Source organism: Rhodococcus sp. MPR-R1B, assembly GCF_058793255.1.
Genome location: NZ_JBXAFO010000022.1, coordinates 1 through 24,747 on the forward strand (window position 1 = coordinate 1; position 24,747 = coordinate 24,747).

At 62.1% G+C, this 24,747-nt stretch carries 20 protein-coding genes; 11 read left to right on the forward strand and 9 right to left on the reverse strand.

Going from position 1 to position 24,747, the window contains the following annotated elements:
• Positions 1 to 71 precede the first annotated feature (71 nt).
• Positions 72 to 1,223: a MocR-like pyridoxine biosynthesis transcription factor PdxR gene (pdxR, locus tag AC1Q61_RS24705; RefSeq protein WP_492651219.1), complete on the reverse strand. Its 1,152-nt coding sequence runs from the start codon at positions 1,221 to 1,223 to the stop codon at positions 72 to 74.
• Between the two features lie 47 nt (positions 1,224 to 1,270).
• Here pdxR and AC1Q61_RS24710 point away from each other — a divergent pair, with 47 nt between their 5' ends.
• The 4 genes from AC1Q61_RS24710 (at position 1,271) to AC1Q61_RS24725 (ending at position 5,497) form a co-directional block, all read left to right on the forward strand.
• Positions 1,271 to 1,729 (forward strand): carboxymuconolactone decarboxylase family protein, encoded by a 459-nt coding sequence (locus AC1Q61_RS24710; protein ID WP_007727180.1) that lies wholly within the window; start codon positions 1,271 to 1,273, stop codon positions 1,727 to 1,729.
• Positions 1,730 to 2,348: 619 nt separating this feature from the next.
• Positions 2,349 to 3,794, forward strand: a complete 1,446-nt coding sequence (locus AC1Q61_RS24715) for a hypothetical protein (RefSeq protein ID WP_492651218.1) — start codon at positions 2,349 to 2,351, stop codon at positions 3,792 to 3,794.
• Between the two features lie 129 nt (positions 3,795 to 3,923).
• Entirely contained in the window at positions 3,924 to 4,622 is a 699-nt protein-coding gene (locus tag AC1Q61_RS24720; protein ID WP_042922789.1) for a class F sortase, read from the forward strand.
• Between the two features lie 77 nt (positions 4,623 to 4,699).
• Positions 4,700 to 5,497, forward strand: coding sequence for an SDR family NAD(P)-dependent oxidoreductase (locus tag AC1Q61_RS24725; RefSeq protein WP_042922761.1), 798 nt, complete (start codon positions 4,700 to 4,702; stop codon positions 5,495 to 5,497).
• A gap of 14 nt (positions 5,498 to 5,511) precedes the next feature.
• On the opposite strand, the gene AC1Q61_RS24730 is transcribed toward AC1Q61_RS24725, so the two are convergent.
• Positions 5,512 to 6,633 carry a GGDEF domain-containing protein gene (locus AC1Q61_RS24730; RefSeq protein WP_042450505.1) on the reverse strand — a complete coding sequence of 374 codons (1,122 nt, stop codon included), beginning with the start codon at positions 6,631 to 6,633 and terminating at the stop codon, positions 5,512 to 5,514.
• A 175-nt stretch (positions 6,634 to 6,808) separates the two neighbouring features.
• Here AC1Q61_RS24730 and AC1Q61_RS24735 point away from each other — a divergent pair, with 175 nt between their 5' ends.
• Positions 6,809 to 7,453: a GntR family transcriptional regulator gene (locus AC1Q61_RS24735; RefSeq protein WP_007727164.1), complete on the forward strand. Its 645-nt coding sequence runs from the start codon at positions 6,809 to 6,811 to the stop codon at positions 7,451 to 7,453.
• On the forward strand, positions 7,453 to 8,727 hold the full coding sequence (locus AC1Q61_RS24740) for an MFS transporter (protein ID WP_221741676.1): 1,275 nt from the start codon (positions 7,453 to 7,455) through the stop codon (positions 8,725 to 8,727). Before AC1Q61_RS24735 ends, AC1Q61_RS24740 begins: the two co-directional genes overlap by 1 nt.
• Before the next feature lie 45 nt (positions 8,728 to 8,772).
• On the opposite strand, the gene AC1Q61_RS24745 is transcribed toward AC1Q61_RS24740, so the two are convergent.
• From AC1Q61_RS24745 to AC1Q61_RS24770, 6 genes are all read right to left on the reverse strand, one after another.
• Entirely contained in the window at positions 8,773 to 10,344 is a 1,572-nt protein-coding gene (locus AC1Q61_RS24745) for a flotillin family protein (RefSeq protein ID WP_003941083.1), read from the reverse strand.
• An 11-nt stretch (positions 10,345 to 10,355) separates the two neighbouring features.
• Positions 10,356 to 10,871: a DUF1449 family protein gene (locus tag AC1Q61_RS24750; RefSeq protein ID WP_037129298.1), complete on the reverse strand. Its 516-nt coding sequence runs from the start codon at positions 10,869 to 10,871 to the stop codon at positions 10,356 to 10,358.
• Between the two features lie 148 nt (positions 10,872 to 11,019).
• The gene (locus AC1Q61_RS24755; RefSeq protein WP_050655931.1) at positions 11,020 to 12,321 is read right to left on the reverse strand and encodes a M1 family metallopeptidase; all 1,302 of its coding nucleotides are present in this window, start codon (positions 12,319 to 12,321) and stop codon (positions 11,020 to 11,022) included.
• Between the two features lie 11 nt (positions 12,322 to 12,332).
• Positions 12,333 to 16,226, reverse strand: coding sequence for a Pls/PosA family non-ribosomal peptide synthetase (locus AC1Q61_RS24760; protein WP_193595782.1), 3,894 nt, complete (start codon positions 16,224 to 16,226; stop codon positions 12,333 to 12,335).
• 122 nt (positions 16,227 to 16,348) lie between these two features.
• Positions 16,349 to 18,202: a BCCT family transporter gene (locus tag AC1Q61_RS24765; protein WP_007727149.1), complete on the reverse strand. Its 1,854-nt coding sequence runs from the start codon at positions 18,200 to 18,202 to the stop codon at positions 16,349 to 16,351.
• A 428-nt stretch (positions 18,203 to 18,630) separates the two neighbouring features.
• On the reverse strand, positions 18,631 to 18,933 hold the full coding sequence (locus tag AC1Q61_RS24770; protein ID WP_256261735.1) for a ribosomal protein L7/L12: 303 nt from the start codon (positions 18,931 to 18,933) through the stop codon (positions 18,631 to 18,633).
• Positions 18,934 to 18,936: 3 nt separating this feature from the next.
• On the opposite strand from AC1Q61_RS24770, the gene AC1Q61_RS24775 reads away from it, so the two are divergent.
• Complete coding sequence (locus tag AC1Q61_RS24775) at positions 18,937 to 19,401, forward strand: hypothetical protein (protein WP_370852740.1); 465 nt, start codon at positions 18,937 to 18,939, stop codon at positions 19,399 to 19,401.
• Here AC1Q61_RS24775 and AC1Q61_RS24780 read toward each other — a convergent pair.
• Entirely contained in the window at positions 19,389 to 19,529 is a 141-nt protein-coding gene (locus AC1Q61_RS24780; RefSeq protein WP_003941170.1) for a hypothetical protein, read from the reverse strand. The genes AC1Q61_RS24775 and AC1Q61_RS24780 overlap by 13 nt on opposite strands.
• A 244-nt stretch (positions 19,530 to 19,773) precedes the next feature.
• Here AC1Q61_RS24780 and AC1Q61_RS24785 point away from each other — a divergent pair, with 244 nt between their 5' ends.
• The 4 genes from AC1Q61_RS24785 (at position 19,774) to AC1Q61_RS24800 (ending at position 24,741) form a co-directional block, all read left to right on the forward strand.
• Positions 19,774 to 20,505, forward strand: coding sequence for an SDR family oxidoreductase (locus AC1Q61_RS24785; protein WP_070161574.1), 732 nt, complete (start codon positions 19,774 to 19,776; stop codon positions 20,503 to 20,505).
• 151 nt (positions 20,506 to 20,656) lie between these two features.
• Positions 20,657 to 22,024: a purine-cytosine permease family protein gene (locus AC1Q61_RS24790; protein WP_003941174.1), complete on the forward strand. Its 1,368-nt coding sequence runs from the start codon at positions 20,657 to 20,659 to the stop codon at positions 22,022 to 22,024.
• 30 nt (positions 22,025 to 22,054) lie between these two features.
• Complete coding sequence (locus AC1Q61_RS24795; protein ID WP_260646446.1) at positions 22,055 to 23,635, forward strand: hydantoinase/oxoprolinase family protein; 1,581 nt, start codon at positions 22,055 to 22,057, stop codon at positions 23,633 to 23,635.
• Positions 23,632 to 24,741 carry an S-methyl thiohydantoin desulfurase family protein gene (locus tag AC1Q61_RS24800; RefSeq protein ID WP_492651217.1) on the forward strand — a complete coding sequence of 370 codons (1,110 nt, stop codon included), beginning with the start codon at positions 23,632 to 23,634 and terminating at the stop codon, positions 24,739 to 24,741. The genes AC1Q61_RS24795 and AC1Q61_RS24800 overlap by 4 nt, the downstream gene beginning before the upstream one ends.
• Positions 24,742 to 24,747: the final 6 nt, after the last annotated feature.

A 24,747-nucleotide genomic window follows, 5' to 3' on the forward strand; every position in this document is an offset into this window, starting at 1 on the left:
GAATGAGTACGCTGCCAGCTGCATTCACACGCATTGATTCTCTGATACCGAGTGGCTCACCAAACGGGGTCCTACCACTGGGGTACTTGCTGCGCAAGTGTCGCAACCAGTTGATCGCGTCGTCGTCGGTACGAGGTGCGCATCTTTCGAATATGGCTGTCGAATCTTCCGGATTCGATGAAGTCCGCCAAGGTCAATTGATCCGTTGAACTTACCCAGCGTTCGTAGGGTCCCTTTGTTGCGAGGACAGGTTCGATCAGCCTGTCCGGCAACACCATCCATCCGATGCGAATTGCCGGCGACAGTGTCTTGCTGACAGTGCCCAGGTACGCAACGTGCTGCGGTGCGATTCCTTGGAGTGCACCGACAGGTTTTCTGTCGTAACGGAATTCGCCGTCGTAGTCGTCCTCGATGATGACGCCGCCCGTAGTCGTGGCCCATTCGAGAGCGGTCGCGCGCCTCGCCGGTGTGAGGGGACCGCCGAGAGGGAACTGATGGGTCGGCGTCAGCAGAACACTTTCAGCAGATGTAGACGCCAATTCGTCTGTGCAAGTGCCTGATTCGTCAACCGATATGGGAACTGTCAGCAGCCCTTCGTCGGCGAGCAACTGCCGGTGCAGGTGAAGGCAGAAAGCGTCGACCGCAATCGTTCCTCCGAGTGCGCGGGCAAGGAGGGAGATCCCGTGACCCGAGCTGGCACTGATCACAATGCAGTTCGGATCGACGCGAACGCCTCTGGTGCGGCTCAGGTATGTGGTGAGGGCGTTTCGGAGTTCGGCTCGGCCTCTGGGATCAGTAGTCGCGAACGCGTCGGTCGGCGCGGTGGTCAAAGCACGTCTGGCGGACGAAATCCATGCAGCGCGGGGAAACGCCGACGCGTCGGGCGATCCAGGGAGAAGGCTGTAGGTCCAGCGTCGTCGAGTCGGTGATGGCTCGACCTCGCGGGTGTGTGTGCTGGCGAGCGTGGCGACCAGGGTCCCGGAACCAGGCCGTGTGACAAGCCACCCAGCTGCGGCGAGCTCGGCATAGCAGTCCGCAACGGTGTTTCGGGCAACTCCGAGGTCGAGCGCGAGGGTGCGGGAAGGTGGGAGTCTGGTGCCGGGCTTCAGCAGTCCACTGTCGATCGCGTCGCGAAGGGTCTGAAGCAGTGCAGCGCGAACCCCGATTCCCTGTGGCAGCTCGATATGTAGATCGAACCCAAGATTGGCCCACGAATTCACCACCGGATTGAACCATGTTTCCGGGTCTTTCCGGGATTACCGTTTGAGTTATGACTACAGCAACAGGACAAAGACTGGATATCGCAAAGCTGGCGCCCGAGGTCTACAAGGCGATGATTGCGTTGGATGCCGCTGCGCGCAAGGGGCTGGAGCCGACGCTCGTCGAGCTGGTCCTCACGCGTGCGTCGCAGCTGAATCATTGCGCATGGTGCCTAGACATGCACACTCGCGACGCCCGAAAGGTCGGCGTCACGGAGCAGAAGCTCTACCTACTGAACGCGTGGGAAGAAGCGCGAGGGATGTACTCCGATCGTGAACGTGCCGCGCTCGCCTTGACCGAGGCCGTGACAGTCCTCACCGACGGTTTCGTTCCGGACGAGGTGTACAGCGAGGCTGCCGGCGAATTCTCGGACGTGGAACTGGCTCAGCTCATCAGCGTCATTTTGACGATCAATGCGTGGAATCGCATTGCGGTTACCACGAGGAAGGCGCCTCCGGTCCGAGACTGATCCGAGGCTCGTGCTCCGCTCTACGGCAGGGCAGATTTCCGCCGTCGGAGATCTGGATAATCGCCGCAAAGAGGACCAAAAGATTGGTTCAGGGTGTGAACAAAACCAACAGATTCTTTGAATGTGAGGTAAATCACATAATGTGAGTGGAGATTGTTCTGGAGCATCTACAAGTTGCCCGAATCCCGACAAAGCAGTCTCGGTCGGAAGTTTCCGGCGAAGGGGTCCGCATAGCGGGCCCCTTCTTTTGCGTGCGAGCTGAAAACGCCCCTTCCTGTGAGTTTCCCCAGAATGTCCAAGTTACCGACTGGCTAGCGTTGGCGAAATGTCGGGAACGCCGCGGTTGGATGAGCAGATTTTGGGGGGATCGCGATTGTTGTGCGGTTGGACAAAGGTTCAGTCACCTTTGTGGCTAACTCGTCATCCGAATGTCCAAGCTGAGCCCTGGGTGCTCGACGATTGGGTGATCTTTCTTGAAACATGCACTACATTGCCATTCAGTAACTGGCTGATTGCCAAAAGTGATCGGCTGATCCTCTCGGAAGTGAGCGCTGGGTGGCGTGGTATTGGGATCCAGGCAACCGTCCCGCTACCGAAATGTCTTGAAAGGGAAGCTTTGATGACTGTGTCTGGTTCACGGCGTAGGCCGCTTGTTCTCCGGCTCTCGCTAACTGCAGCTATTGCCGTAACGGTCGCCGGTAGTAGCGTTGCTTTTGCTTCGCCAGCTGTGTCCGCGCCGATGCCGGTGCGAACCGCGGCCGCTCCGGCGTTCACCGCCGGGTTGTGTGAGGGCACCGAGTACACGCCCTCGGAGCAGATGCTCGACATCTCCGGCATTCGGCTGGATCACTACAACGACGGCAACATCGTGCCGATGTACGGCACCACCGATCGGGGTACCTCGGCCGCGGTGGATGCTCCGGTCTGCGGTGTCCGCGACGTCGACGGAATTGCGAAGTCGGAATGGATGTACTGCACGGACTTCGATCTCGATCCGTGTGCCGGTGTCGACGAGAACGGTTTGCCGGTTGACAAGCACAACGACGAGATGGGTGCGACGGTGCCGTCTTCGGACAATCCCGATCTGTCAGCCGACGATCTCGCTGTCATCAGTTGGTTGCTGCAGAATCCCGCCAAACTCGACGGTGTCGTTTCGGGAAATGGCAGCGAGGATGCACGTTCGGCGCGGCAGACGCTTGTGTGGTGTGTCTCGGACTACGACAATCCGCTGATGGCCGATTTCAAAAGCCTGTGCGACAGGAACATCGGCGACGACGAGCGAGCTCGCATCGTCGAGATCATGAACGTCACGCAGACGCTCGACCTCGTTCGCAAGACACCCGCGACGGGGACTCTGAAGGCCGGCGAGACTGCCGTTTTCACCCTGAATACGAATATGTACCGGAAGCCGATCACTGTTCAGTCCTCGGCGGGCACCGAACTGACCGTCTGTGGTGACAACGCCACGGCGACGTTGACTGCAAATCAACTGACGGTCGACGGCCGCGGCGACGCACCGACTGCTGTTGATCTTTGCCTCACCGCTGCGGCCGGCGGGGACTACTCGGTGACTGCAAGCGTCATTCCGGATTCGGTCGAGAACCTGCACTGGAACACGGCAGGCGCACAGTGCCAGATCTTCGCGTCGTTCGACACCGTTCGGCCGGCTTCGATGAATGCATCTGCCAGCGTCGGATATGCAGCAGCACCCACGACGACACCGGCAACGAGCACGCCGGCAACAACGACACCGGCAACGACCACACCGGCCACCACGACGCCTGCAACCCCGGTCGTTCCGATCGTGCCGATTGTTCCGATCGTGCCCATCGTGCCGGTCGTGCCGGTCGTGCCTGTAGTTCCGGGTGCACCTGTTCCGTCGCAGCCGGTTGCAACTCCGGCGCCGTCGGCTCCGAAGCCGGCCACTGGCCCCCGCCCGGTTGCCATCGACGGTGGTGCTGCTGAACAGAATTCAGGCCGCAACGTCGCCGTCGCAGTGACGGGCCTCGGGCTTGTCGGAATGGCTGCTGCCGGAGCAGTTGCTCTCCGCCGCAAGCGATCCTGACACCAGGCACGTGTAGTAGACGTCGGCACCGATCACGATTCGTGTGATCGGTGCCGACATTGATCAGACGCAGGGGGCGTCAATTCGCACGAGGTGCCGGGGGCGCCTCATCCCGCAGGAGACAGTTCGATGACCATGTACGAGTCGGATCCCAATCCATCCAATCCATACGACGATCCCAACCACGATCAGCCCGCGAGTCCAGGCAAAGGGCGTCGTGTCGCGTTCATTCTGGCTCTCATCGCGGTGTTGGTCGCCGGTGCTTCCATGGCCTTCGTCGGCCTGCGATCCTCCGATGACGATGCTGCGATCCCGCCGAGTCCGGGAGTTGTCATGTCGCACTCCGTGAATCCGGCAACGCCTACGGATGCGTTGATGACTCCCAACACCCTTTCGCTCGACCCGGTCGGTGTTCAGGCGCCGATCGTGGACGCCACCGTGCCGGAAGGAGTTCTCACTCCGCCGGAGAACGTCAAGAACGTCGGAATCTGGCTCGACGGTGCATCTCTCGATTCCGCCACCGGCACGACCTTGATTGCCGGACACGTCAATCTGACCGGCCAGGGTAACGGCGCGCTGTTCGACCTGGGCACGATCGAGCCGGGTGAAGTGATCCGTACATCCGACGCGACGGGTAAGAGCACGTCGTGGAAGGTGACTGCGGTGACGACGCGCCCGAAGGCCGATGGTGTGGAAGAAAGCGTGCTGGCCGGCCCGGAGGGCCCTCGTAAGTTGGCAGTCGTAACCTGCGGCGGCGAACTGCAATTCGAGGACGGTGTGGGCAACTACGCCGACAACGTCTACCTGTACGCGGATCTGATGGTCTGAGACACAGGAATGATTCCGACGGTCCCCGATCCCTCTTCGTAGAGATCGGGGACCGCCTGTTGGATAGTGTCGCAGGTATGGATCTTCACTTGTCTGGAAAGCGTGCGATCGTTGCCGGTGGTAGCAAGGGGATCGGTCTGGCAATCGCCAGAGGTCTGGCCGCTGAAGGGGTCGACATCGCGATACTCGCGCGCACTGAGCGAACCGTCGTAAGCGTTGCACGAGATTTGGTTTCGGAGTTCGGAATTCGTGCGATCGGAGTCGTGACGGATACGCGAGACGACGACGCGGTTCAGGCGTCGGTGCGGCAAGTAGTAGAGGAGTTCGGCGGCGTCGACATTCTGGTCAATTCGGCAGCGACTCCGTTCAGCGCCGGAAAGCCGACGGATTTCGAGGCGACCACAGACGACGTCGTGCGAGACGAAGTCGAAGTGAAAGTGCTGGGGTACCTGCGCACTGCGCGTGCTGTAGCGCCGTATCTGATCGATCAGGGTTGGGGTCGGATCATCAACATCAGCGGTTTGGGTGCCAGACAGGCCACTTCGATCGCCCACACGATCCGCAACGTCAGTGTGTCTGCGCTGACCAAGAATCTTGCAGACGAGCTGGGCCCCAAGGGAATCAACGTCACCGTCGTCCATCCGGGCGTGACGCGGACCGAGAGGTTGACCGCGCGGATTGCGCGCGAGTCGGAAGAATACGGCCGCTCGCAGGCGGAGGTGGAGCGGGGTATCGCGACGAATTCGATACACCGGATCATCGACGCCGAAGAGGTGGCTGATGTCGTGACCTTCCTGGCATCGCCGCGAAGCATCGCGATCACCGGTGACGCGGTGGCAGCGGGTGGAGGAGTGCCGGGGCCGGTCTACTACTGAAATTGTGCGTACTGCTACCTGCCGGCGGTGGTGACGATCGTGTGAACGCGTCCGCCGCCGAGTCTCTTGCTTTCGTACATCGCCGAATCGGCGACTTTCTGCATGTCCGTGAACGCAGCTGCGCGGTCTTCTCCGGCGACGAATTTGTGGGTACGCACGGCGATTCCGATGCTCGAAGTCGACGGTATCTCGTCGGTATTCGAGTGCATTGCCGGTCCGATCGAGTTGAGCATCGGTCCGATGGCTGGCACGGAAAGTCTTTGAACGAGGATGAATTCGTCGCCGCCGACCCGCGCGACGACAGCATCGGCGTGTGCCCAGGCGGATAACCGCTGCGATACCCGGAGAATGATGCGATCGCCGACGTCGTGGCCGTGCACGTCGTTGATCGTCTTGAACCGGTCGATGTCGATCGCGATCACGAGTAGTGCCGCAGATTCTTGACGCTGGAACCCCTCGAGTACCTTCTCGACGTGGCGGTCGAGGCCACGACGGTTCAAGAGGCCGGTGAGAGGATCGAGGTCGGAACTGGAAGCATCCATGCTGAGCATCGTCAGCACGATCTGCGAGATGAATGCGCAGACCACCAACGCGGTGATGACGACCAGTACTTTCGAAACACCAAGGGCTGGATCGCGATCCGGCCCGAACAGAATTGGCTGCGCAGCCACCGCGATCACAAGAAGCGAGAAAGCTATGTGCGCGATCTGCAACTTCGGGTTGTGGAAGTAGGCGATGTAGATGCCGACCAGAGCAAAAATGACACAGGTGAGCAATCGTGCGAGCTGGGAGGAATCTCCAACGACGGAGATCGTGACCGCGATGTCGCAGAAGACCACGAAACCGAACGAGCGACGCTTTGTGGGGCCGAAGACCCACCATGAGACTCCGACTACGAAGCACGAGATCACGACAACAGTATTGAAGAACAGCGCAATCGTGCTTGTCGGACCGGCAGGGCTGAATCTGTTCAGTAGTGCGCACACTCCCAGTCCGATGACAATGATGCCAAGTAATAGCCGGGTTGCGGTCGTGAGGCCGTTGTCGCGGAGATAGCGAGTGAAGCGGTCGTATTGATCGGGAAGAATCAACCACTCGCGGGTCAGCGTCCTCATCGACTTCATCTGCGATGTCATGAGTGCATCAGTCCTCGAAGGCTGGAGCGTGCGCCATTCATCGCGAACTGATTCCTCTTCTGTCTGGCACCTTGCAATGCTAACTGGATCGATGCCGCATCGGACCGAGATGTTCGGATCGGCGACCCGGATGTCTGCGTTGCGCCAGCGTGGAGTATAAATACATCTTGTGTCTATGTTGTATTCCGCTTCCGAAACCGTCTTCCGCGAAGTCAAGGAGCTGATCCTTTCCGGCGAGCTCGCCGGCGGGGAGCTGATCAGTGAGGGTGACATCGCTGCACGGACCAATGTGAGCCGAACGCCGGTGCGTGAGGCGTTTCTGCGTCTCGAGTCGGAAGGTTGGATGCGCCTCTATCCGAAGAAGGGGGCGCTGATCGTCCCGGTCGCGGATGGGGAAGCGGAACACGTAGTCAGTGCCAGACAGCTCGTCGAGACTCAGAGCGTTCGAGTGGTGTCGGTCCGACCGCACGCACGGGAAGCGCTTGTCGCAGCGTTGCGCGCGAATCTGATCGAGCAACGTGAGATTGCTGATCGCGGGGACGTGGCCGCGTTCAGCGCAATCGATGCAGACTTCCACAAGATGATCGTTGCCGCCGGTGGGAACCCTTTGCTCGACTCGTTCTACGCGAGTCTGCGCGACAGGCAACGACGGATGACAGCTCGGTCGATCTCACGCGACCCCGGCCAACTCTCGCGCATCCTTGCCGATCACACCGCGCTTACCGACCTCGTCGACACAGGCGATGCCGACGGATACAACACTGCCGTCCTCACACACATGCGCCAGGTCCACGGCCTCGGCTTCGAAGGAACTCTGTGATGAGCACCCAAACGATCGGCGCTGGGACCGCGGCCGAAACTCGTCTCGAGGGTGAACGCCTCTCCGGCGGAAAGTGGCTGTGGCTGACCGTTGCCGCCAGTATGTTCGCCGCTGCCTGGGGCGGAAACGAATTCACCCCACTGCTGGTGATGTACCGACTCGACCACGGCTATTCGCCGGTGATGGTCGATTTCTTCCTCTTCGCCTACGTCGTCGGAATTGTGCCGGCCCTGCTGCTCGGCGGCCCGCTGTCCGATCGATTGGGTCGACGCCCGATCATGCTCCCCGCGCCGATCATCGCGATCGCCGGTTCGACGCTGCTCGCTTTCGGGGCGGACTCCGCCGCTGCTCTCATCCTGGGAAGAATCCTCTGTGGCATCGCCTTGGGGATCGGTATGGCCGTCGGCGGCTCCTGGGTCAAGGAGTTGTCCACGCAACCTTGGGATCCGACGGCGTCGGAAGGCGCAGGTGCTCGGCGAGCAGCGATGAGTCTGACCGCGGGCTTCGCCTTGGGAGCGGGTGCTGCGGGAATCTTGGCGCAGTGGGCGCCCATGCCGAGTGTGTTGGCGTACGTGTTGCACATCGCGATCACCGTCTTCGCCGCCATGGCGCTGTGGCGTGCGCCCGAAACACGACCGGCACAGGCGAAATCCGACCGTCGCAGGTTGATCGACGACCTCAAGATCCCCTCGGCAGGTCACCGCAGATTCCTCTACGTCGTCGTTCCGTTGGCGCCGTGGGTGTTCGGTGCCGCCAGTGTCGCGTATGCAGTTATTCCGGCGCTCATGACCGGGCACAGTGGCGATGCGCCCGTGGCCTTTTCGGCTCTGCTGTGCATGGTCGCGCTGACATGCGGATTCGCGATTCAGTCGTTGGGGCGCAAGATCGACACCGACCGCAGTGCTCGTGGCGCCGTTGTGGCTCTGGTGTTTCTGGTGGTCGGTATGGCCGGTGCTGCTCTGGTTGCGTCGACGCTGACCGTGGCGATCGCGATCGTGGCTGCAGCGATCCTCGGTTGCGGGTACGGCATGGCACTGGTGTCCGGGTTGCTGGAGATCCAGCGAATCGCGGGGCCGGACGATCTGGCAGGATTGACCGCGGTGTTCTACTCGATCACCTACATCGGGTTCGCGGTGCCTGCGTTGCTGGCGATGCTGTCGGAAAGCATTCCGGCACTGAGCTACACGGTGACTCTGCTGTTCGGATCAGCCGCCGCCGCTGCCTGCTTGATTCTGATTCTCTTCAAGTCGCGTTCACATCTTCCGAGCGCGTGAAGCCGGCCCGCCGACTCCTGCGAGAGTCGGCGGACCGGGGCGAAATCACGCGTCCACGGTTGCGGAACCGTTTTCCGAACTGTGGACCGAATTGTGTACCGAACCAGCCGGAACCGATGCGGTCTTGTTCAGGCCGTTGAGCAAACCGGTGATATCGACGCCTGAGCTTTCGAGAGTTTCGATGACACCGGCAATCACCTGGGGACTGATGCCCAGGATCGAGCCGATCGAACCCTGCGCCCCGTCGCTGCCGCCGACGATGGAGATCCGATCGATGTCGCCGACCGGCTTCGCTGCTGCTGCGGTGGCGTCGACCAGTGCTGCCAGAACGTCAGGCAGAGTGAGCAACTGCGCGGCCTGCGGGGTGTAGGAATTGAGCGCCTCGGCGATCTGACGCTTACCGGCAGCTTCGGCTTCGAGCTTGGCGCGCAAACCATCCGCTTCGGCCTGCTGTTCGGCGCGAACGGCGTCGGCCGCTACCTTGCGGCCGTCAGCTTCGGCTTCCAGACGTGCTCGAAGGCCGTCGGCATCAGCCTGCTGCTCGGAGCGAACAGCGTCGGCGACGAGCTTTCGTGCATCGGCCTGAGCCCCGCCGGCCTGCCTTGCTGACTCGGCCTGTGCCTGGGCGCGGAGGATCGCGGCCTGTCGCTCACCCTCTGCGCGTGCGATGGAGGCTTGGCGTTCGGCCTCGGCCGGTGCAATGACATCTGCCTGCAATGCCGCTTCCGATTGCTGGGCGCGACGACGCTCGACCTCGGTGCGAGCTTCGACGCGGGCCGCCTCGGCCTGCTCACGTGCGATGCCGACGGCCTTCTCGGCCGTTGCCTGCGCGAGTGGTCCGGCCTGGTCGGCTTCGGCGTTCTCGGCTTCGGTCTGTGCTCGAAGGCGAGCGAGTTCGACGTCGCGCTTCTGATTTGCACTCGCGATCGCAGTGTCGGCCTCGGCCTGTGCGACGGAGCCTGCCTGTCGCGCCTTTGCCGACTGGATCTGCGAATCACGCTCTGCTTCAGCAGTTCCGATCGCGGCATCACGTTTGACCTCGGCGATGCGGCGCTGACCGAGCGATTCGAGGTAGCCGTTGAAGTCGGAGATTCCCGCGATCTTGATGACATCGACTTCCATGCCGATGCGTGCGAGGTCGCCGCCTGCCTCCTCGACCACGCTGCGTGCGAGCGAATCGCGGTTGGAGTTCAGATCCTCGACCGTCATGGTCGCGGTGATTCCGCGCAGGCTGCCGGCGAGGATTTCGTTGATCTGCTGCTGGAGTTCGTCCAGGTCGGAGGTCAGGAATCGTTGCACCGCTGTCTGAACCGCTTCGTCGGCGGAACCGATTCGTACCAGGCCGACTGCCTCGACGTTGACCGGAACACCGTCGTTGGAGAGCGCATTCTTGAGATTGATGCTGACGTTGAACGGCTCGAGCGACATGATGTCGACGCGTTCGATTCCCGGAATCTTGAACCGGGCTCCGCCGCGGACGACTTTCGGCTTGCCTCGTCCGGTGAAAACCGCCACTTCGTTCGGCGGGACCTTGACGTAGTTCTTCACGTAGATCGCGGGGAGAACGATGAAGATGATTACTGCGACTACAACCGCAATGATGATGATTGGCAGCATGTATCGAGTCCTTAGATCGCGTCGTCAACCGTGACGACGTGAAGGTATTGATCGTCTACATCGGCGATGTAGACGGTGGTGCCGGTGGTGAGCGCCATCGGCTGTGCACTGACGGCCTTGGCCTGCACGCGATTGCCTTCGGCGTCGACGAACGAGACTTCTCCCCAACCTTCGGCTGCAATGGTGAGAGTGACGGTGCCCAACAGCCCGGAGTACGAAGCTCGTCCGATGTGCGAATTATCTTGTTGTTCAAGGAGATAGGGGAGAAGTAGGCCGCGCGTGACGACAACGAGAACGGCGGCGAGTGCGAGTGCTGCAATCGCCGCTACCAATGTCGGAGCGTCCGCGAGAGTGGCAGCTACGCCGCCGGCGCCGAAGCCGAAAAGTGCTGTGGCCAAGGTTGTCAGGCTCAGAAATGGCAGCCCGTCTGCGTGGCCGCCGCCCAGATCTGCAACCTCGCCGACGGCAAAGGCTCCGACCAGGGCCACGACCCCGATCACGAAACATATTGTGAATACAACGAACATCGATCCCCCGATCTACCTGTCGAGGAAGCGTGCCCTGAGAATTGTGTTGTCGGGGTCGTCCCTCGGCCCACCTCTATAGTAAAGGTAAGACAAAGATAATCGCCGCATTCGGAATGTTTCGGCGTGGTGATATCGCGGTGAGAGAGCGTCAGAGACGAGGCAGGGAGCGCTGATTCAGCCATGCATCCCACAGTGGGCGCAATGGAGTGTCGGTGAAACGTGAAGCGAGATCGGTGAATTGCTCGGTACTGACCGTGCTGTGTCGATGCTTCGTGGTCCACTGACGGATCAGTTCGAAGAACTTCTCGTCTCCGAGAACGCCGCGCAGGGCGTGCAGAGTCAATGCGCCCCGCTTGTAGATTCGATCGTCGAACATCAGGGCAGGACCGGGATTGGCGACGATCAAGTCCTGAGATTTACGCCCGAGCCCTTGATAGGCGTTGGTCGCGAGTTGGTTCGAGGACGGGCCACCGGAATTCTCGGACCAGATCCACTCCGCGTAACAGGCAAAGCCTTCGTGCAGCCAGATGTCGCACCACTGCCCGAGAGTGAGGCTGTTGCCGAACCATTGATGGGCAAGCTCGTGTGCGACAAGACGTTCGGAACCGCGCCTGCCCGTGCAATGGTTGGCTCCGAAGATCGAGAGTCCCTGCGCTTCGATGGGGATTTCGAGTTCGTCGTCGGTGACCACAGCGGTGTAGTCGGCAAAGGGATACGGTCCGAACAGCTTTCCGAAGACCTCCAACATCTGGGGTTGGCGCCCGAAGTCGACGTCGAACGCTGCTCGCAGCCGAGGTGGGTGAACGGCGAAGACCGGTACCGGCCCGGCGCTCACTTGTCGGTGCTCGTACTGACCGATCTGAATGGTTGCCAGGTAGGTTGCCATCGGTTCGGTCTGCTCGTAGACCCACGTCGTCTGACTCGCACGGGTCTGCTTGCGGATCAGCTTGCCGTTGGCGAGGGCATAGAACGGGGAATCGGTGGTGATCGAGATGCGGTACGACGCTTTGGAAATCGGATGGTCGTCGCACGGGAACCAGGACGCCGCGCCGTTGGGCTGACTTGCGACCAAAGTTCCTTCGTCGAGTTCCTCCCAGCCGACTTCGCCCCACAGGCTCTTGATCGGCTCGGGGTTGCCGCTGTACGCGATGGTGACCGACAGGGCACCGCCCGCGGGGATCTTGGTAGACGGCGTGAGGATCAGCTTGTTGTTCAAGTGCGCGTACTTGGTGCCGCGGGCACCGTTGACGGACACCTTGGACACCTGCAGGTTCTGCGCGAGGTCGAAGCTGAACTTGGATCGGCTCTCGGTGGTGACAGCGGTGATGACAGCTTTGCCGGCGAGACGGTTGCTGAAGACCTTGTACGTCAGTTCCAGTTCGTACCGGGACACGCGGTACCCGCGGTTGCCGTTGAGCGGCAGGTACGGATCGATCGGCTCCTCGAGCATTCGGTTCGGCTTCACGACGCCACCCACGGTGCAATCGGGTTGCCCTGCCAGCGGGTGGAGGGCGGAACGGTGTCACCTCGCATCACCAGAGATGCAGGCCCTACCGTCGCTCCCGCGCCGATGCCGGCTGCGGGTAGCGCGACACAGTGCGGTCCCAGCGTTGCTCCTGCTCCCAAAGTGACGGTGTCCATGGACATGATCCGATCATGGAAGAGATGAGTTTGCACGACGCACCCCCGTTCCACTGTCGCTCCGTCGCCCAAAGTCACAAGATCTGCCTCGGGTAGCCAGTACGACTCACACCAAACGCCCTTACCGATCTTGGCCCCGAGTCCACGCAAGAAGATGTTCAGTACGGCCGTACCAGTCGCCGCGCGAGCGAACCACGGCGCCGCGACGGTCTCGACGAAGGCGTCGGCTACCTCGTTTCGCCAGACGAACGAACTCCACAGCGGATGCTCGACCTTGGCGATGCGTCCGACGACGATCCACTTGGCGGCGATGGTGATCGCGCCCGCCACTGCTCCGGCGACGAGCAGAATTACGCCGCTCAGCAGAGCCGCGAACCAGAATCCGACTGCGCCGACCAGTGCTTCGAGTGCAAACAGAACACCGAGACCGATGCCGAACGTGACCATGACGGGGATCAGTCGGCAGGTTTCGACCACTCCGCGGGCGATCTTGAGGCGCATGGGCGGATTGAACGTGCGGGCGGCGTCGGTGTCTCCGGCAGCCCTTCTCAGACGTACCGGTGGACTACCCAGCCACGATGATCCGGACTTGGCCTTGGACGGGGTAGCCGACAGAACCGCCACCAGACCGTTCTTGGGGACGCGTCGACCGGGGGCGGTCATACCGGAGTTGCCGAGGAACGCGCGCTTGCCGATCTTCGCCTGTTCGATGTGCATCCAGCCGCCGCCGAGGCCGTAGCTCGCAACCATGGTGTCGTCAGCGAGGAATGCACCGTCGGCGACCGTCGTGAACTTGGGAAGGAGGAGCACGGTGGATGCTTCGACGTTCTTGCCGATCTTGGCGCCGAGAAGGCGGAGCCATCCCGGCGTCAGCAGGCTCGCGTAGAGCGGGAAGAGGAAGGTTCTGGCCGAGTCGAGCAGGCGTTCGGTCGCCCACACCTGCCAGCCGATGCGGCTGCGGACAGGGTGGTAACCGGGGGTCAGCCCGATCGAGAGAAGACGAACGGCCACAAGGGTGACGACTGCGAAGACGAGCAAACTCAGGATGGTCGCGACGGGAAGCATGATCAGCGATTGGAGCACTGCGCTCGCGAGCGTGTCGGTGTCGCGAATCCACCAACCGATCAATGCGATCCCGGCCATCAGCGCGAAGATCGGCATACCGGCCAGGAAGACCGAGGTGACGCCGTATACCGGCACCCAGCCGGGTGCACGCTTCGGATGTTCGGCAGGCCAAGGATGATTCGCTTTCCCGACCTTGGTGGCGGGGGAGCCGGCCCACTGCTGGTTTGCCTTCACTCGGCCGAACACCGCAGATCCGGGTTCGACGACGGCGTCGCGACCGATACGCGCGCCGGGCAGAAGCGTCGAGCGTGAACCGACGGAGGCGCCGTCGCCGATCTTGATCTCACCGATGTGGATGACGTCGCCGTCGATCCAGTGGCCCGAGAGGTCGACTTCGGGTTCGACGGAGCAGCCGTCACCGAGTTCGAGCATGCCGGTGATGGGAGGAAGGGTGTGGAGATCGACGCCGCTGCCGATGTCGGCGCCGAGGGCGCGGGCGTAGTAGAGCATCCACGGTGCGCCCGAAAGGTTGGCTGCGCCACTGGCTTCGGTGAGTCGCAGCGCTATCCACAGACGCAGGTGTTCACTACCACCTCGCGGGTACGTTCCTGGCTCCAACTTGCGTAGGAGCAGGCGCGCCCCGACGACGGCGATGGTCATACGGCCGATCGGCGTGATGAACACGATGAACGCCAACAGGATCCACCACCACGAGACCGTGGGCGCCCAGCGGACGTCGACGAACCAGCCGAGGACGTTGTTCGCGATCGCCAGCCACGTCACCCACTGCAGTCCGGTGAGCGTCGTGAGTGGAACGGTGACGGCGATCTGCGCCAGCTGAGTTTTCAAGGGTGTCGGAGCGACGATGCGCGGCTCCACAGTTTCGGTGGGTGCCAATTCGTCGAGATATTCGGCGAGCGATCCCAACCGCGGATGGTCGTAGAGTTGTGCGACGGTCACTTCTGGGAACCGCTCGCGCAGGGCGGTCACCAACTGAGCAGCAGAGAGGGATCCGCCGCCCACTTCGAAGAAGTCGTCGTCGAGTCCGGTGATCTGGGCTCCCAGGATCGATCCCCACAGGCCGGCAACCCAGGCAGCGGTGCCGTCGAGGCCCAACGCGGCCCCGGCATCTTCACCGGCGCCGGGCAACGGCCACGGCAGCGCATTGCGGTCGACCTTGCCTGACGTACGCGTCGGAAGTTCGTCCATCAACGCCAGACGCGGCACGAGGGCTGCTGGTAGCTGCTCGCTGAGCAGTGCATGAGCGGCCTTGAGATCGAAGTCGGGATCCGTGCTGGCGATGTATCCGACGAGGAGCTGGTTGCCGGCTGCCGTCTTCTTCACGGCTGCGGCAGCGCCGCTCACACCCGGCAGGTTCTGCAAGGCGTTGTCGACCTCACCGAGTTCGATGCGCCTGCCGCCGAGCTTGACCTGATCGTCTGCGCGGCCCTGGAACATCAGGCCGGTGGTTTCGAGCCGGACCAGGTCGCCGCTTCGGTAGGCGCGTTCCCACCCGAGCGAGGGCATCGACGCGTACTTCTCGGCGTCCTTCGCGGGGTCGAGGTAACGGGCGAGGCCGACGCCGCCGATCACCAGCTCGCCCACCTCACCGACCGCGACGGGATTGCTCTGGGCGTCGACGACGGCAAGGTCCCAGCCGTCGAGGGGGAGGCCGATGCTGACGGGGCTCTTGCCGTCCATCAGTGCGCCGCAGGCGACGACGGTTGCCTCGGTGGGGCCGTAAGTGTTCCAGACCTCGCGGCCCTCGACGGCCAGGCGTTCGGCCAGTTCGGGTGGGCAGGCTTCGCCGCCGAAGATCAGGAGTCGAACGGCTTCGAGGGCCTCGGCCGGCCACAGAGACGCAAGCGTCGGCACAGTGGAGACGATGCTGACGTCACGCGAGACCAGCCACGGGCCGAGGTCCATGCCGCTGCGAACCAGTGAACGAGGCGCCGGGACGAGGCAGGCGCCGTGACGCCACGCGAGCCACATCTCCTCGCAGGACGCGTCGAATGCCACGGACAGCCCCGCGAGGACGCGGTCACCAGGCCCGATGGGCTCGTCCTGGAGGAACATGCGCGCCTCGGCGTCGACGAACGCCGCGGCATTGAGGTGAGTGACCGCGACGCCTTTGGGGGTGCCGGTGGATCCTGAGGTGAAGATGATCCAGGCGTCGTCCTCGGGTTCGGGTTCGCGAACCGGTGGATGTTCGAGCCGCTTCGGCGCCGTCCCCGGCTGGATTCCGTCGCCGGTGATGATCGCCGCTACCTGCGCCTCGCCGAACACCAACTCGGCGCGCTCTTCCGGATCGTCGGCGTCGACGGGAACGTAGGCGGCGCCCGCCGCGAGGATCGACAGGATCGCCACGTACAGCGAACGCGAACCTGACGGCATCCTGATTCCGACGCGGTCACCTGCGCCGACGCCGGCATCACCGAGCCAGCGCGCACCGAGCGCGATCTCGTCGAGCAACTCCGAGTACGACAGTGTGGTGTCGCCGTCGTCGATGGCAGGTGCTTCCGGGTTGGCCTCGGCTGAGGCCCGCACGATGTCGATGAGCGTGCGCGGCGCAGGTGCATGCGCCGACCGTAGGAATACGGACGGAATCCCGAAAGATTGTTCCGTCTCCGACTGCGACTGGAGTGGCAAACCCGTTGGTCCTGTTCTACTCACGAAACTTAGAGTCCTGCGAACTGTCGAGTTGAAAGTCTCATGACAAGTTTGCGAGTTGGTGAACAGATATGCCTAATGCAACATGCCGAACGTGCCGGTCAGTCCGTACTGGCAGCTTGCGCGTGGCCTTCTGCCGAGTCGGCGAACTCGGGTGTGTCGAACACCTCTCCGCCCAGTGGATCGACGACCTTCGATTCCTCGGAGAAGTCGACGGCGCCGGTATCCGGGTCGATGTTGACCGCATGGGCGGGGACTTCGTGGACCGCGACGAGCATGTGGGCGTCGGAGGGATCCGTCATGATCCCGCTTTGTGACGGAGTGAGCCCGGCGAAGGTCGACGAGATCTTCAGATCGCGGAGCCGCTTTTCGGTGGGTTGCGGAACGTCGGTTGATGCCGAGGCATTTGTAGAAACCCGCAGGTAGCGTGGTGCCGACGCGACCTCGTATCGGAACGCCTTCAGCATCGACAGACATGCCAGCACCATGATGACCGAGAACGGTACCGCCGTGGCGATGGCAACGGTTTGCAGCGCCGTGAGCGATCCACTGCCACCCACGATGAGGAGAACTGCGGCCGCGGCACCGGAGAGGAACGTCCAGTAGACACGCGTGATCTTGGAGGTCTCCAAGCTGCCACCGGTCGCAAGGATGTCGATGACGATCGAGCCGGAATCCGCGGACGTGACGAAGAAGAAGACGATCACGACGATCGCGAGAACACTCGAAATCGTTCCGAGCGGAAGTCCGTCGAGAAGCGTGAACAGCGACGTGTTGGTGTCCACTGCGCCGGATGCGTCGAGCATCGTGCCCTCGTTGCGCTGACGCAGAATGCCGGAGTTACCGAAGATCGTGAACCACAACGAACCAACCAGCGTCGGGGCCAGCAGCACACCGAAGACGAATTCGCGGATGGTGCGGCCGCGTGAGATGCGCGCGATGAACATGCCGACGAACGGTGCCCAGCTCATCCACCAACCCCAGTAGAAGATGGTCCATGCGCCCTGCCAGCCGTCTTCGGCGAACGGGGACGTACGCAGCATCAGTTCGGGCAAGGCCTGGACGTATCCGCCGAGGTTCTGCACCCACGACTGCATGAGGAACAGCGTCGGTCCCAGAATCAGGACGAACAGTGCCAGCGCGGCAGCGAGCATCATGTTGATGTTGGAGAGCCACTTGAGGCCCTTCGTGACACCGGAGACGACCGAGAAGGTCGCCATGCCCGTCACGATGACGATGATGGTGATGACCAACCAGTTGTCGGTCTCCACCCAGCCGAGGTAGTCGAGGCCGGCCGAGATCTGCTGGACACCGAAGCCCAACGACGTCGCGACACCGAACAGCGTGCCGACGATGGCGACGACATCGATGGCGTGGCCGATCTTTCCTTCGATGCGAGCCCGTCCGAGGAGCGGCTCGAGCAGCCAACGGATCGACAGCGGGCGACCCTTTCGGTAGGTCATGTACGCCAGACCAAGGCCGACGACGACGTAGATCGCCCATGCATGCAAGCCCCAGTGGAACAGCGTCAGTTCCATGGCTTGATTGGCTGCGGCGTCCGTGGATCCGGCGATCTGCCCGGCGACGGGTGGGGTCACGTAGTGCGAAAGTGGTTCGGCTACTCCGTAGAACACGAGCCCGATACCCATGCCGGCGCTGAAGAGCATCGCGAACCACGAGAGCATCCCGAACTCGGGCTGCTCGTCGTCACGTCCCAATCGGATGTTGCCGATGCGGCTGATTCCGCAGTACAGCGCAAAAATGACGAAACCGGTGGCCGAGAGGATGTACCACCAGCCGACGCCGTCGCTGATCACGTTGTTGAGTGTTTCGAAAGCATCCGCGGCGGTTCCCGCGTAGATCACGGCAAAGGCGATCAGGGCAAAGATCACTATCGACGCGGGGATGAACACGGGTTTCCGTAGTTCACGCCACGCAGTTTTGACCGCAGTCATTCCACTCCTCGAACGTTCAGGCATTCACAGCGCCCATCAGGGCGGCCACGTGTCACGCGTAGGTGGGCGTTTCGCTCACACCATCGCAGGTCAAGCCCGTGCTATTGCTTTGAAATTCAACGTAACGTCAAGTTTCGGTCAACTCAACTGGACGAAAGATGCTGCACTGTCGCGAAAGTTCTCACTGGATGCCGTAGTTCCGGTTGTAAATCGTTGGGTAATAGTGGCATTGGGCCATGAGTGGAATGCTGAACGGCGAATTCGATTGGTACGGTGAGTTGAATCGGTCGAGTCGACGCTCACCGATTGACCACATTTGTCAAACTCGGCGAAACAGCCTGTCTGTCAGGTGGTTAACTCCTGGTGTGCTTGCCCGATCGTGGCGGTCAGGTGTCGATACCTAACTGTGATTGTGATGGTCGCAACTATCAGTGATGCGGGCCCTGTTCGCCCCGCTGAGCGTCGATCAGATCCATCGCATCCTTCAGACCCAAGCCCGGATGCAGTTCGCGTAGTGCCTTGATTGCGGGAATGCGGTCGTCTGTCGACGCGAGTGCGCTACGGATGTCGTCGGCGGGTACTTCGGTGGGGGCAGTTGTCCCTTCCCACCACACCGACTGAGGTTTGTTCCGGTTTCGCCAGGCCTGGACGGTTCCGTAGGCAAATCCGGCCGTCGCGAAAAGCCAGATTGCCAGGCGAACCCAATTACCGGTTGTCGGTTCCGTGGCCACTGTATGGATGGTGCTCGGACCGACTACGACTACGAGCAGGACGAGGCCAATCGTCTGGCCCCATCGCTCGACGCGCCTGCTCGGTACCCACCACTCGGCCATCGGTCGATACTCGCACAGTGCTGCGGTTTCGATGCGACGATGGAGATCATGGAGATTCGTGATGCGGTGGAGCGATTTCGAGGGGAATCAGGGGCCTCGACGATCTTCGGAGAACCGCACCAGACCAGCGACGGATCGACGATCATCACGGTTTCGCGTCTGCACCGGCGGTGGCGCCGCGACCCGATACCGGTGCCAGTGGGAGTGTTCTCGATCCACGAGGGTGAGCCGTCGTGGTCACCGGCCGTCGATCACACCAGGGCGGCTTTGATGGGGGAGTTCATCGGGTTGGCGGCCGCAGTGATCGCAACTCTGGCCGTTCTACGTCGTCCGCCCTGGCCTGATGTGACGATTCAGAAGGGGTGACCCAGAATTACGCCGATCAGTTGGAACGGCATCGCGAGGAACATCGATCCGACGTAGAGCGGATAGCGAATCGGATCGCCGGCGAGGTAACCCTCGGCGAGCCAGGCCATGACGTCTGCTGATCCCATAGTCGTTACTTCCCTTCGCTGTTGTGGTTCACCGACATTTTCGGTCGTGGGAGTTGTTTTGTTACAAGCGAACTCGAAGGAGGGGTACATGTGAAGGCAGTTTCGACGCAGCAAACGTCGTCAAGCGAGATCCCCGGGGGCGGTGTCCTCTAACAGCTAAGTCTCGATACTTAGCACTGTGCCGTAGTGAAATCTGTGCATTCTGCACATGTCGGGACAATTCGGTGAGCCCTACAGTCGCTGCATGACAACGACACCTTCTCCTCTCGCAGGCAAGACCGTCGTACTGATCGGCGGCGGAACAGGCATCGGGCTGCGAGTGGCGCAGCTTGCCGTCGACGCCGGCGCGCAGGTAGTTCTCGGTGGCCGAACCGCATCCAAGCTCGAAGCAGCGGCCGCGCAGCTGGGTGAGGCTGCGCACTGGTTCACCGTCGACACCTCCGACGACGACTCGGTGAAAGCATTCTTCACCAACATCCCCAGCGTCGATGCTCTCTTCACGACGGCTGCCGATTACCAGGTCGGCTCGTTCCGTGAACAGAGCGTCGAGGAAGCGGCGTCGCCGTTCACCTCCAAGTTCTGGGGGCAGTACCGCGTCGTGCACGCTGCGCTCGACAAGCTGACACCCACCGCATCGGTGGTCCTCATGTCCGGCGCTGCCAGTGTGCGGCCACCCGCAGCTGCCGCGGCATACGTTGCAGCCAACGCGGCAATCGAGGGGCTCGGGCGGGGGCTGGCGGTCGAACTGTCGCCGATCCGCGTCAACACTGTCGCTCCCGGAACCATCGACGGGCATCTGTGGGCTCAGCGCCCGGCGGAGGTTCGGGAGGCCGCGTTCACCTGGAGTGCCGAGAACAACGTGCTCGGCCGCGTCGGGAACGAAGACGAGATTGCACAAGCGGTGTTCTATCTCTTCACCAACACGTACACAACGGGTTCCACGCTGTACCCCGACGGCGGGTACGCGTTGCGTTAGACCCGTGCGATTTGGCGACTGTGTGAAATGACGACTGTGCGAAATGCATTGTCGTAACACGAAGAAACGCCAATTCGCCCATAGGCGTGACCCTGGCCACATTCGTACCGTCTTCTCCGAGAACACTTCCCAACTATTCGAGGAGTCCGTCATGAAAAACACGTCAGCGACCGCCGCCGGCGGTGAAGTGTCCGACGGTGACGACTACGCGCTCACCCGCGTTCCCGACGAAGCACGATATTCGTGGTTCTCGGTGGCAGTACAGCGATTCGGTCAGGTATCGGCACTCGCACAGTTCTTGCTCGGTGCGACGCTCGGCTACGGAATGACGTTCTGGAATGCCTTCTGGGCATTGACAGTCGGGGCGGTGATTCTCGAGGTCGTCTGTATTTTCATCGGCATCATCGGGGTTCGTGAAGGGCTCAACACATCGGTGGTCGCACGCTGGTGTGGATTCGGGCACGCAGGTTCCGCGGTGATCGGTTTGGTGATCGGGGTCAGCCTGATCGGTTGGTTCGGCATTCAATCTGCTGTCTCTGCATCAGGTTTGCACGGAATCATGCCGTTTCTGCCGCAGTGGGCGTGGGCTTTGGCCTTCGGTCTCCTGATCACCGCGATAGTCCTTCGCGGGTTCGGATCCATGCAACTGATCGCCAACATCACCGTTCCGCTGTTCCTGATCCTGGTCGGTTGGGCCGTCATCGCCGAACTGCGTAATCACTCGCTGTCAGATCTGATGACATCTGCGCCGGCCGGGCCGGAGCTCAGCTTCCTCGCCGGAACTACCATCGTCGCAGGCGGTTTCATTGCCGGAGCAGTGATCACACCTGACATGACGCGCTTCAACCGCACGGCAGGCGATGTCGTGAAGCAGACGCTCGTCGGAATAACGTTGGGCGAATACGTGATCGGGCTGACCGGTGTTCTTCTTGCCCATGCCGTTCGCAGTTCCGACATCGCCACGATCATTCTCTCGTCGGTCGGTTGGGTCGGCGTTCTGATCATCGTTCTCGGCACCTTCAAGATCAACGACTGGAACCTGTACAGCTCGGGGCTCGGCGTCGTGAACTTCATCGACGTCGTGTTCGGTCGACGGATCAATCGCGCAGTTGTCACAGCAGTTGTCGGCATCACCGGTTCGGTCCTCGCGGCTGCCGGAATCCTGAACTCGTTCACCGACTTCCTGATCCTGTTGGGCGTCGGATTCCCGCCGATCGCCGGGATCATGGTGGCGGAATACTTCATCGTCAAGACATGGCGCAAGGATCTGGAGGAGAGTCGAGCTGCGGGTACCCTCCCGAACTCGGCACCCACTTGGGTACCGGCCACGCTGGTGATCTGGATCGTCTCGGCGCTGATCGGTCATTACAGCACCTTCGGCCTGCCGTCGATCAACGCGGTGGCCTCGGCCTTCGTTCTCTACGTCGTCGCGGGTCGACTCGGCCTGATTCGCGGAGTCGGACGCACCGCAACCGAAGCGCCGCAAGAGACTTCGGGAAGATCTGCGCTCACGCACTAGCACGGCACACACTGTAGAAGGGAGTTCGCGATGCGAATCGGAATCGACGTCGGTGGTACGAACACCGATGCGGTCCTGATGGACGGGACCACCGTCATCGGGCATGTCAAACACTCGACCAGCAAGGACATCACCGGCGGAATCGGCGGAGCTCTGACGGCGCTGCAGCAGCAGTACTCGTTCTCTCCCAGCGCTGTTCAAGCAGTGATGATCGGCACGACGCACTTTCTCAACGCTCTCATCGAGCAACGCGGACTTGCACCGACAGCGGCTCTGCGATTGGGGCTTCCGGCGACCGCGGCGCTTCCGCCGATGGTGGGGTGGCCGCGAGACCTGGTCTCCGCTGTGCAAGGAAGGCACTACCTCGCTCACGGTGGGCACGAGTTCGACGGTCGTCGTATTTCGCCGCTGGACCCCGACGAGATTCGCCGCCATGCCGCCGACATGGCTCGCAGCGGTACTCGTTCGGTCGCAATATCTTCGGTGTTCTCTCCGGTCAATCTCGAATGCGAAGCGGCCGCCGCGGAGATCGTGCGTGAGGAACTCGGCCCGGACGTCGCAATTTCGCTCTCGCACGAGATCGGTCGAGTGGGTCTACTCCAGCGGGAGAACGCGACCATCATCAATGCTGCGCTGCGCGAGCTCGCCGATCACATCGTCGACGGTCTTGCCCGATCTTTGGTCGAGCACGGCATTGTCGCGCCGCTGTACCTGAGCCAGAACGACGGAACCTTGATGGACATCGAGTACGCGAGGCGTTATCCGGTGGCGACTTTCGCATCGGGACCGACCAACTCCATGCGAGGCGCCGCTGTGCTGTCCGGTCTGGCCAGCTGTGCGGTGATCGACATCGGAGGTACCACTACCGACGTGGGCGTATTGACCAACGGTTTCCCGCGAGAAGCCACCACGGAGGTGACGGTCGCCGGGGTACGGACCAATTTCCGTATGCCGGACGTCTTCTCGATCGGTATCGGTGGTGGTTCGCTGGTGGATGCAGACGGACTCACAGTCGGACCCGAATCTGTGGGATACGAATTGGGTTCACGGGCACTCGTATTCGGCGGTGACACGTTGACGGCCACCGACATAGCCGTCGCGGCAGGCTTGGCCGACGTCGGAGATCGCAGTGCGGTGGCGCACCTCGACCGCGGCCTGGTGTCGACGGCACTCGACCGGATCTCGCGCCGAGTCGCCGACGCCGTGGAACAGATGCGGACCACGTCGGATCCACTTCCCGTTGTGGCGGTTGGCGGGGGATCGGTACTGCTGGAGCGTGAACTCCCGGGCCTGGGAATGGTGATTCGTCCTGAGCGCTTCGATGTTGCCAATGCGATCGGCGCTGCGATCGCGCAGGTCAGTGGTGAGGTAGATCGAGTCGAAGCGGTGCGGGACGGGCACCGGCAGGTTTTTGCCGACGATGCTCGCCAGGAGGCGATCGATCGGGCAGTCGCAGCAGGCGCACGGCCCGAGTCGGTGCAGATCGTGGAGTTCGACGAGGTCCCGATTCCGTATCTGCCGGGCAACGCAACGCGTATTCGAGTGAAGGCAGTCGGTGACTTGGCACTGCACAGTGGTTTGGTCTCCACCGGTCAGGAGGGCTCACGATGAGTTGGACACTACGAACGGCGGACCTCGACGACCTCGCCAGGGGCGCAGCCTTGTTGGGCACCGGCGGCGGGGGAGATCCGTTCGTCGGCAAGATGTTGGTCACGCAGGCGCTCGGTGACGCCGGTGAAATCACAATTCTCGATCCGGAGGAGCTTGACGACGACGCATGGGTGATTCCCGTCGCGCAGATGGGTGCCCCGACCGTCGTGGTCGAAAAGATGCCGCGCGGAACCGAACCCGAGCTGGCGCTGATCACGTTGGAGAAGCACACGGGTCGAACTGCAGATGCCACGATGCCGATGGAGTGCGGCGGAATCAATTCGATGATTCCGTTGCTGGTGGCCGCGCGGCGCGGCCTGCCGGTTGTCGACGCCGACGGGATGGGACGAGCCTTTCCTCAGCTCGAGATGGAAACCTTCTCGGTGTACGGGATTTCGGCGAGTCCGCTCGCCATGGCGAACGAGCACGACGAGGTGGCGATCTTCGACACCGGAAGTGACAACAGCAGATTGGAGGGCCTCGCCCGCGGGGTGACGTCGAGGTTCGGTGGGATGGCGCACATCGCGCAGTACTCGATGACGGGTGCAGATGTGAAGCGGACGGCGATCCCACGGACTCTGTCGTTGGCCCTGACCATCGGCCGGTCCATCAGACTTTCACGTGAGCAGCGGGTGGACCCGGTGCAGGCGCTTGTCGACAGTCTCGCCGACACGCTCTACGGATACGGGCGAGTTCTCTTTCACGGCAAGGTGATCGATGTCGACCGGCGAACCGATGAGGGGTTCGCTCGGGGTTCGGTGCGGATCGCCGGCGTCGGAGACGAAGAGCTGGAAGTTCAGTTCCAGAACGAAAATCTGATCGCCGTCCAATCCGGAGTGATGGTGGCGATCGTGCCAGACCTGATCTGCATCGTCGAGGCCGATACCGCCGAACCCATCACCACCGAGGGCTTGCGGTACGGGCAGCGCGTTGCGGTCATCGGGATCGCGACCCCACCCATCATGAGAACCCCGGAGGCACTGGCGGTCTTCGGCCCGGCTAGCTTCGGGCTCGATCGCCCGTTCCTGCCGGTGGAGACACTCGAGCAACCTGTACTGGCAGAATAGCGAGCC

Excerpts from the sequence above, each read along its gene's own strand:
- AC1Q61_RS24710 (WP_007727180.1), top strand. The coding sequence starts at position 1,271 with ATGACTACAGCAACAGGACAAAGACTGGATATCGCAAAGCTGGCGCCC.
- AC1Q61_RS24715 (WP_492651218.1), top strand. The coding sequence starts at position 2,349 with ATGACTGTGTCTGGTTCACGGCGTAGGCCGCTTGTTCTCCGGCTCTCG.
- AC1Q61_RS24720 (WP_042922789.1), top strand. The coding sequence starts at position 3,924 with ATGACCATGTACGAGTCGGATCCCAATCCATCCAATCCATACGACGAT.
- AC1Q61_RS24725 (WP_042922761.1), top strand. The coding sequence starts at position 4,700 with ATGGATCTTCACTTGTCTGGAAAGCGTGCGATCGTTGCCGGTGGTAGC.
- AC1Q61_RS24730 (WP_042450505.1), bottom strand. The coding sequence starts at position 6,633 with ATGACATCGCAGATGAAGTCGATGAGGACGCTGACCCGCGAGTGGTTG.
- AC1Q61_RS24735 (WP_007727164.1), top strand. The coding sequence starts at position 6,809 with ATGTTGTATTCCGCTTCCGAAACCGTCTTCCGCGAAGTCAAGGAGCTG.
- AC1Q61_RS24740 (WP_221741676.1), top strand. The coding sequence starts at position 7,453 with ATGAGCACCCAAACGATCGGCGCTGGGACCGCGGCCGAAACTCGTCTC.
- AC1Q61_RS24745 (WP_003941083.1), bottom strand. The coding sequence starts at position 10,344 with ATGCTGCCAATCATCATCATTGCGGTTGTAGTCGCAGTAATCATCTTC.
- AC1Q61_RS24750 (WP_037129298.1), bottom strand. The coding sequence starts at position 10,871 with ATGTTCGTTGTATTCACAATATGTTTCGTGATCGGGGTCGTGGCCCTG.
- AC1Q61_RS24755 (WP_050655931.1), bottom strand. The coding sequence starts at position 12,321 with ATGCTCGAGGAGCCGATCGATCCGTACCTGCCGCTCAACGGCAACCGC.
- AC1Q61_RS24765 (WP_007727149.1), bottom strand. The coding sequence starts at position 18,202 with ATGACTGCGGTCAAAACTGCGTGGCGTGAACTACGGAAACCCGTGTTC.
- AC1Q61_RS24775 (WP_370852740.1), top strand. The coding sequence starts at position 18,937 with ATGGATGGTGCTCGGACCGACTACGACTACGAGCAGGACGAGGCCAAT.
- AC1Q61_RS24780 (WP_003941170.1), bottom strand. The coding sequence starts at position 19,529 with ATGGGATCAGCAGACGTCATGGCCTGGCTCGCCGAGGGTTACCTCGCC.
- AC1Q61_RS24785 (WP_070161574.1), top strand. The coding sequence starts at position 19,774 with ATGACAACGACACCTTCTCCTCTCGCAGGCAAGACCGTCGTACTGATC.
- AC1Q61_RS24790 (WP_003941174.1), top strand. The coding sequence starts at position 20,657 with ATGAAAAACACGTCAGCGACCGCCGCCGGCGGTGAAGTGTCCGACGGT.
- AC1Q61_RS24795 (WP_260646446.1), top strand. The coding sequence starts at position 22,055 with ATGCGAATCGGAATCGACGTCGGTGGTACGAACACCGATGCGGTCCTG.
- AC1Q61_RS24800 (WP_492651217.1), top strand. The coding sequence starts at position 23,632 with ATGAGTTGGACACTACGAACGGCGGACCTCGACGACCTCGCCAGGGGC.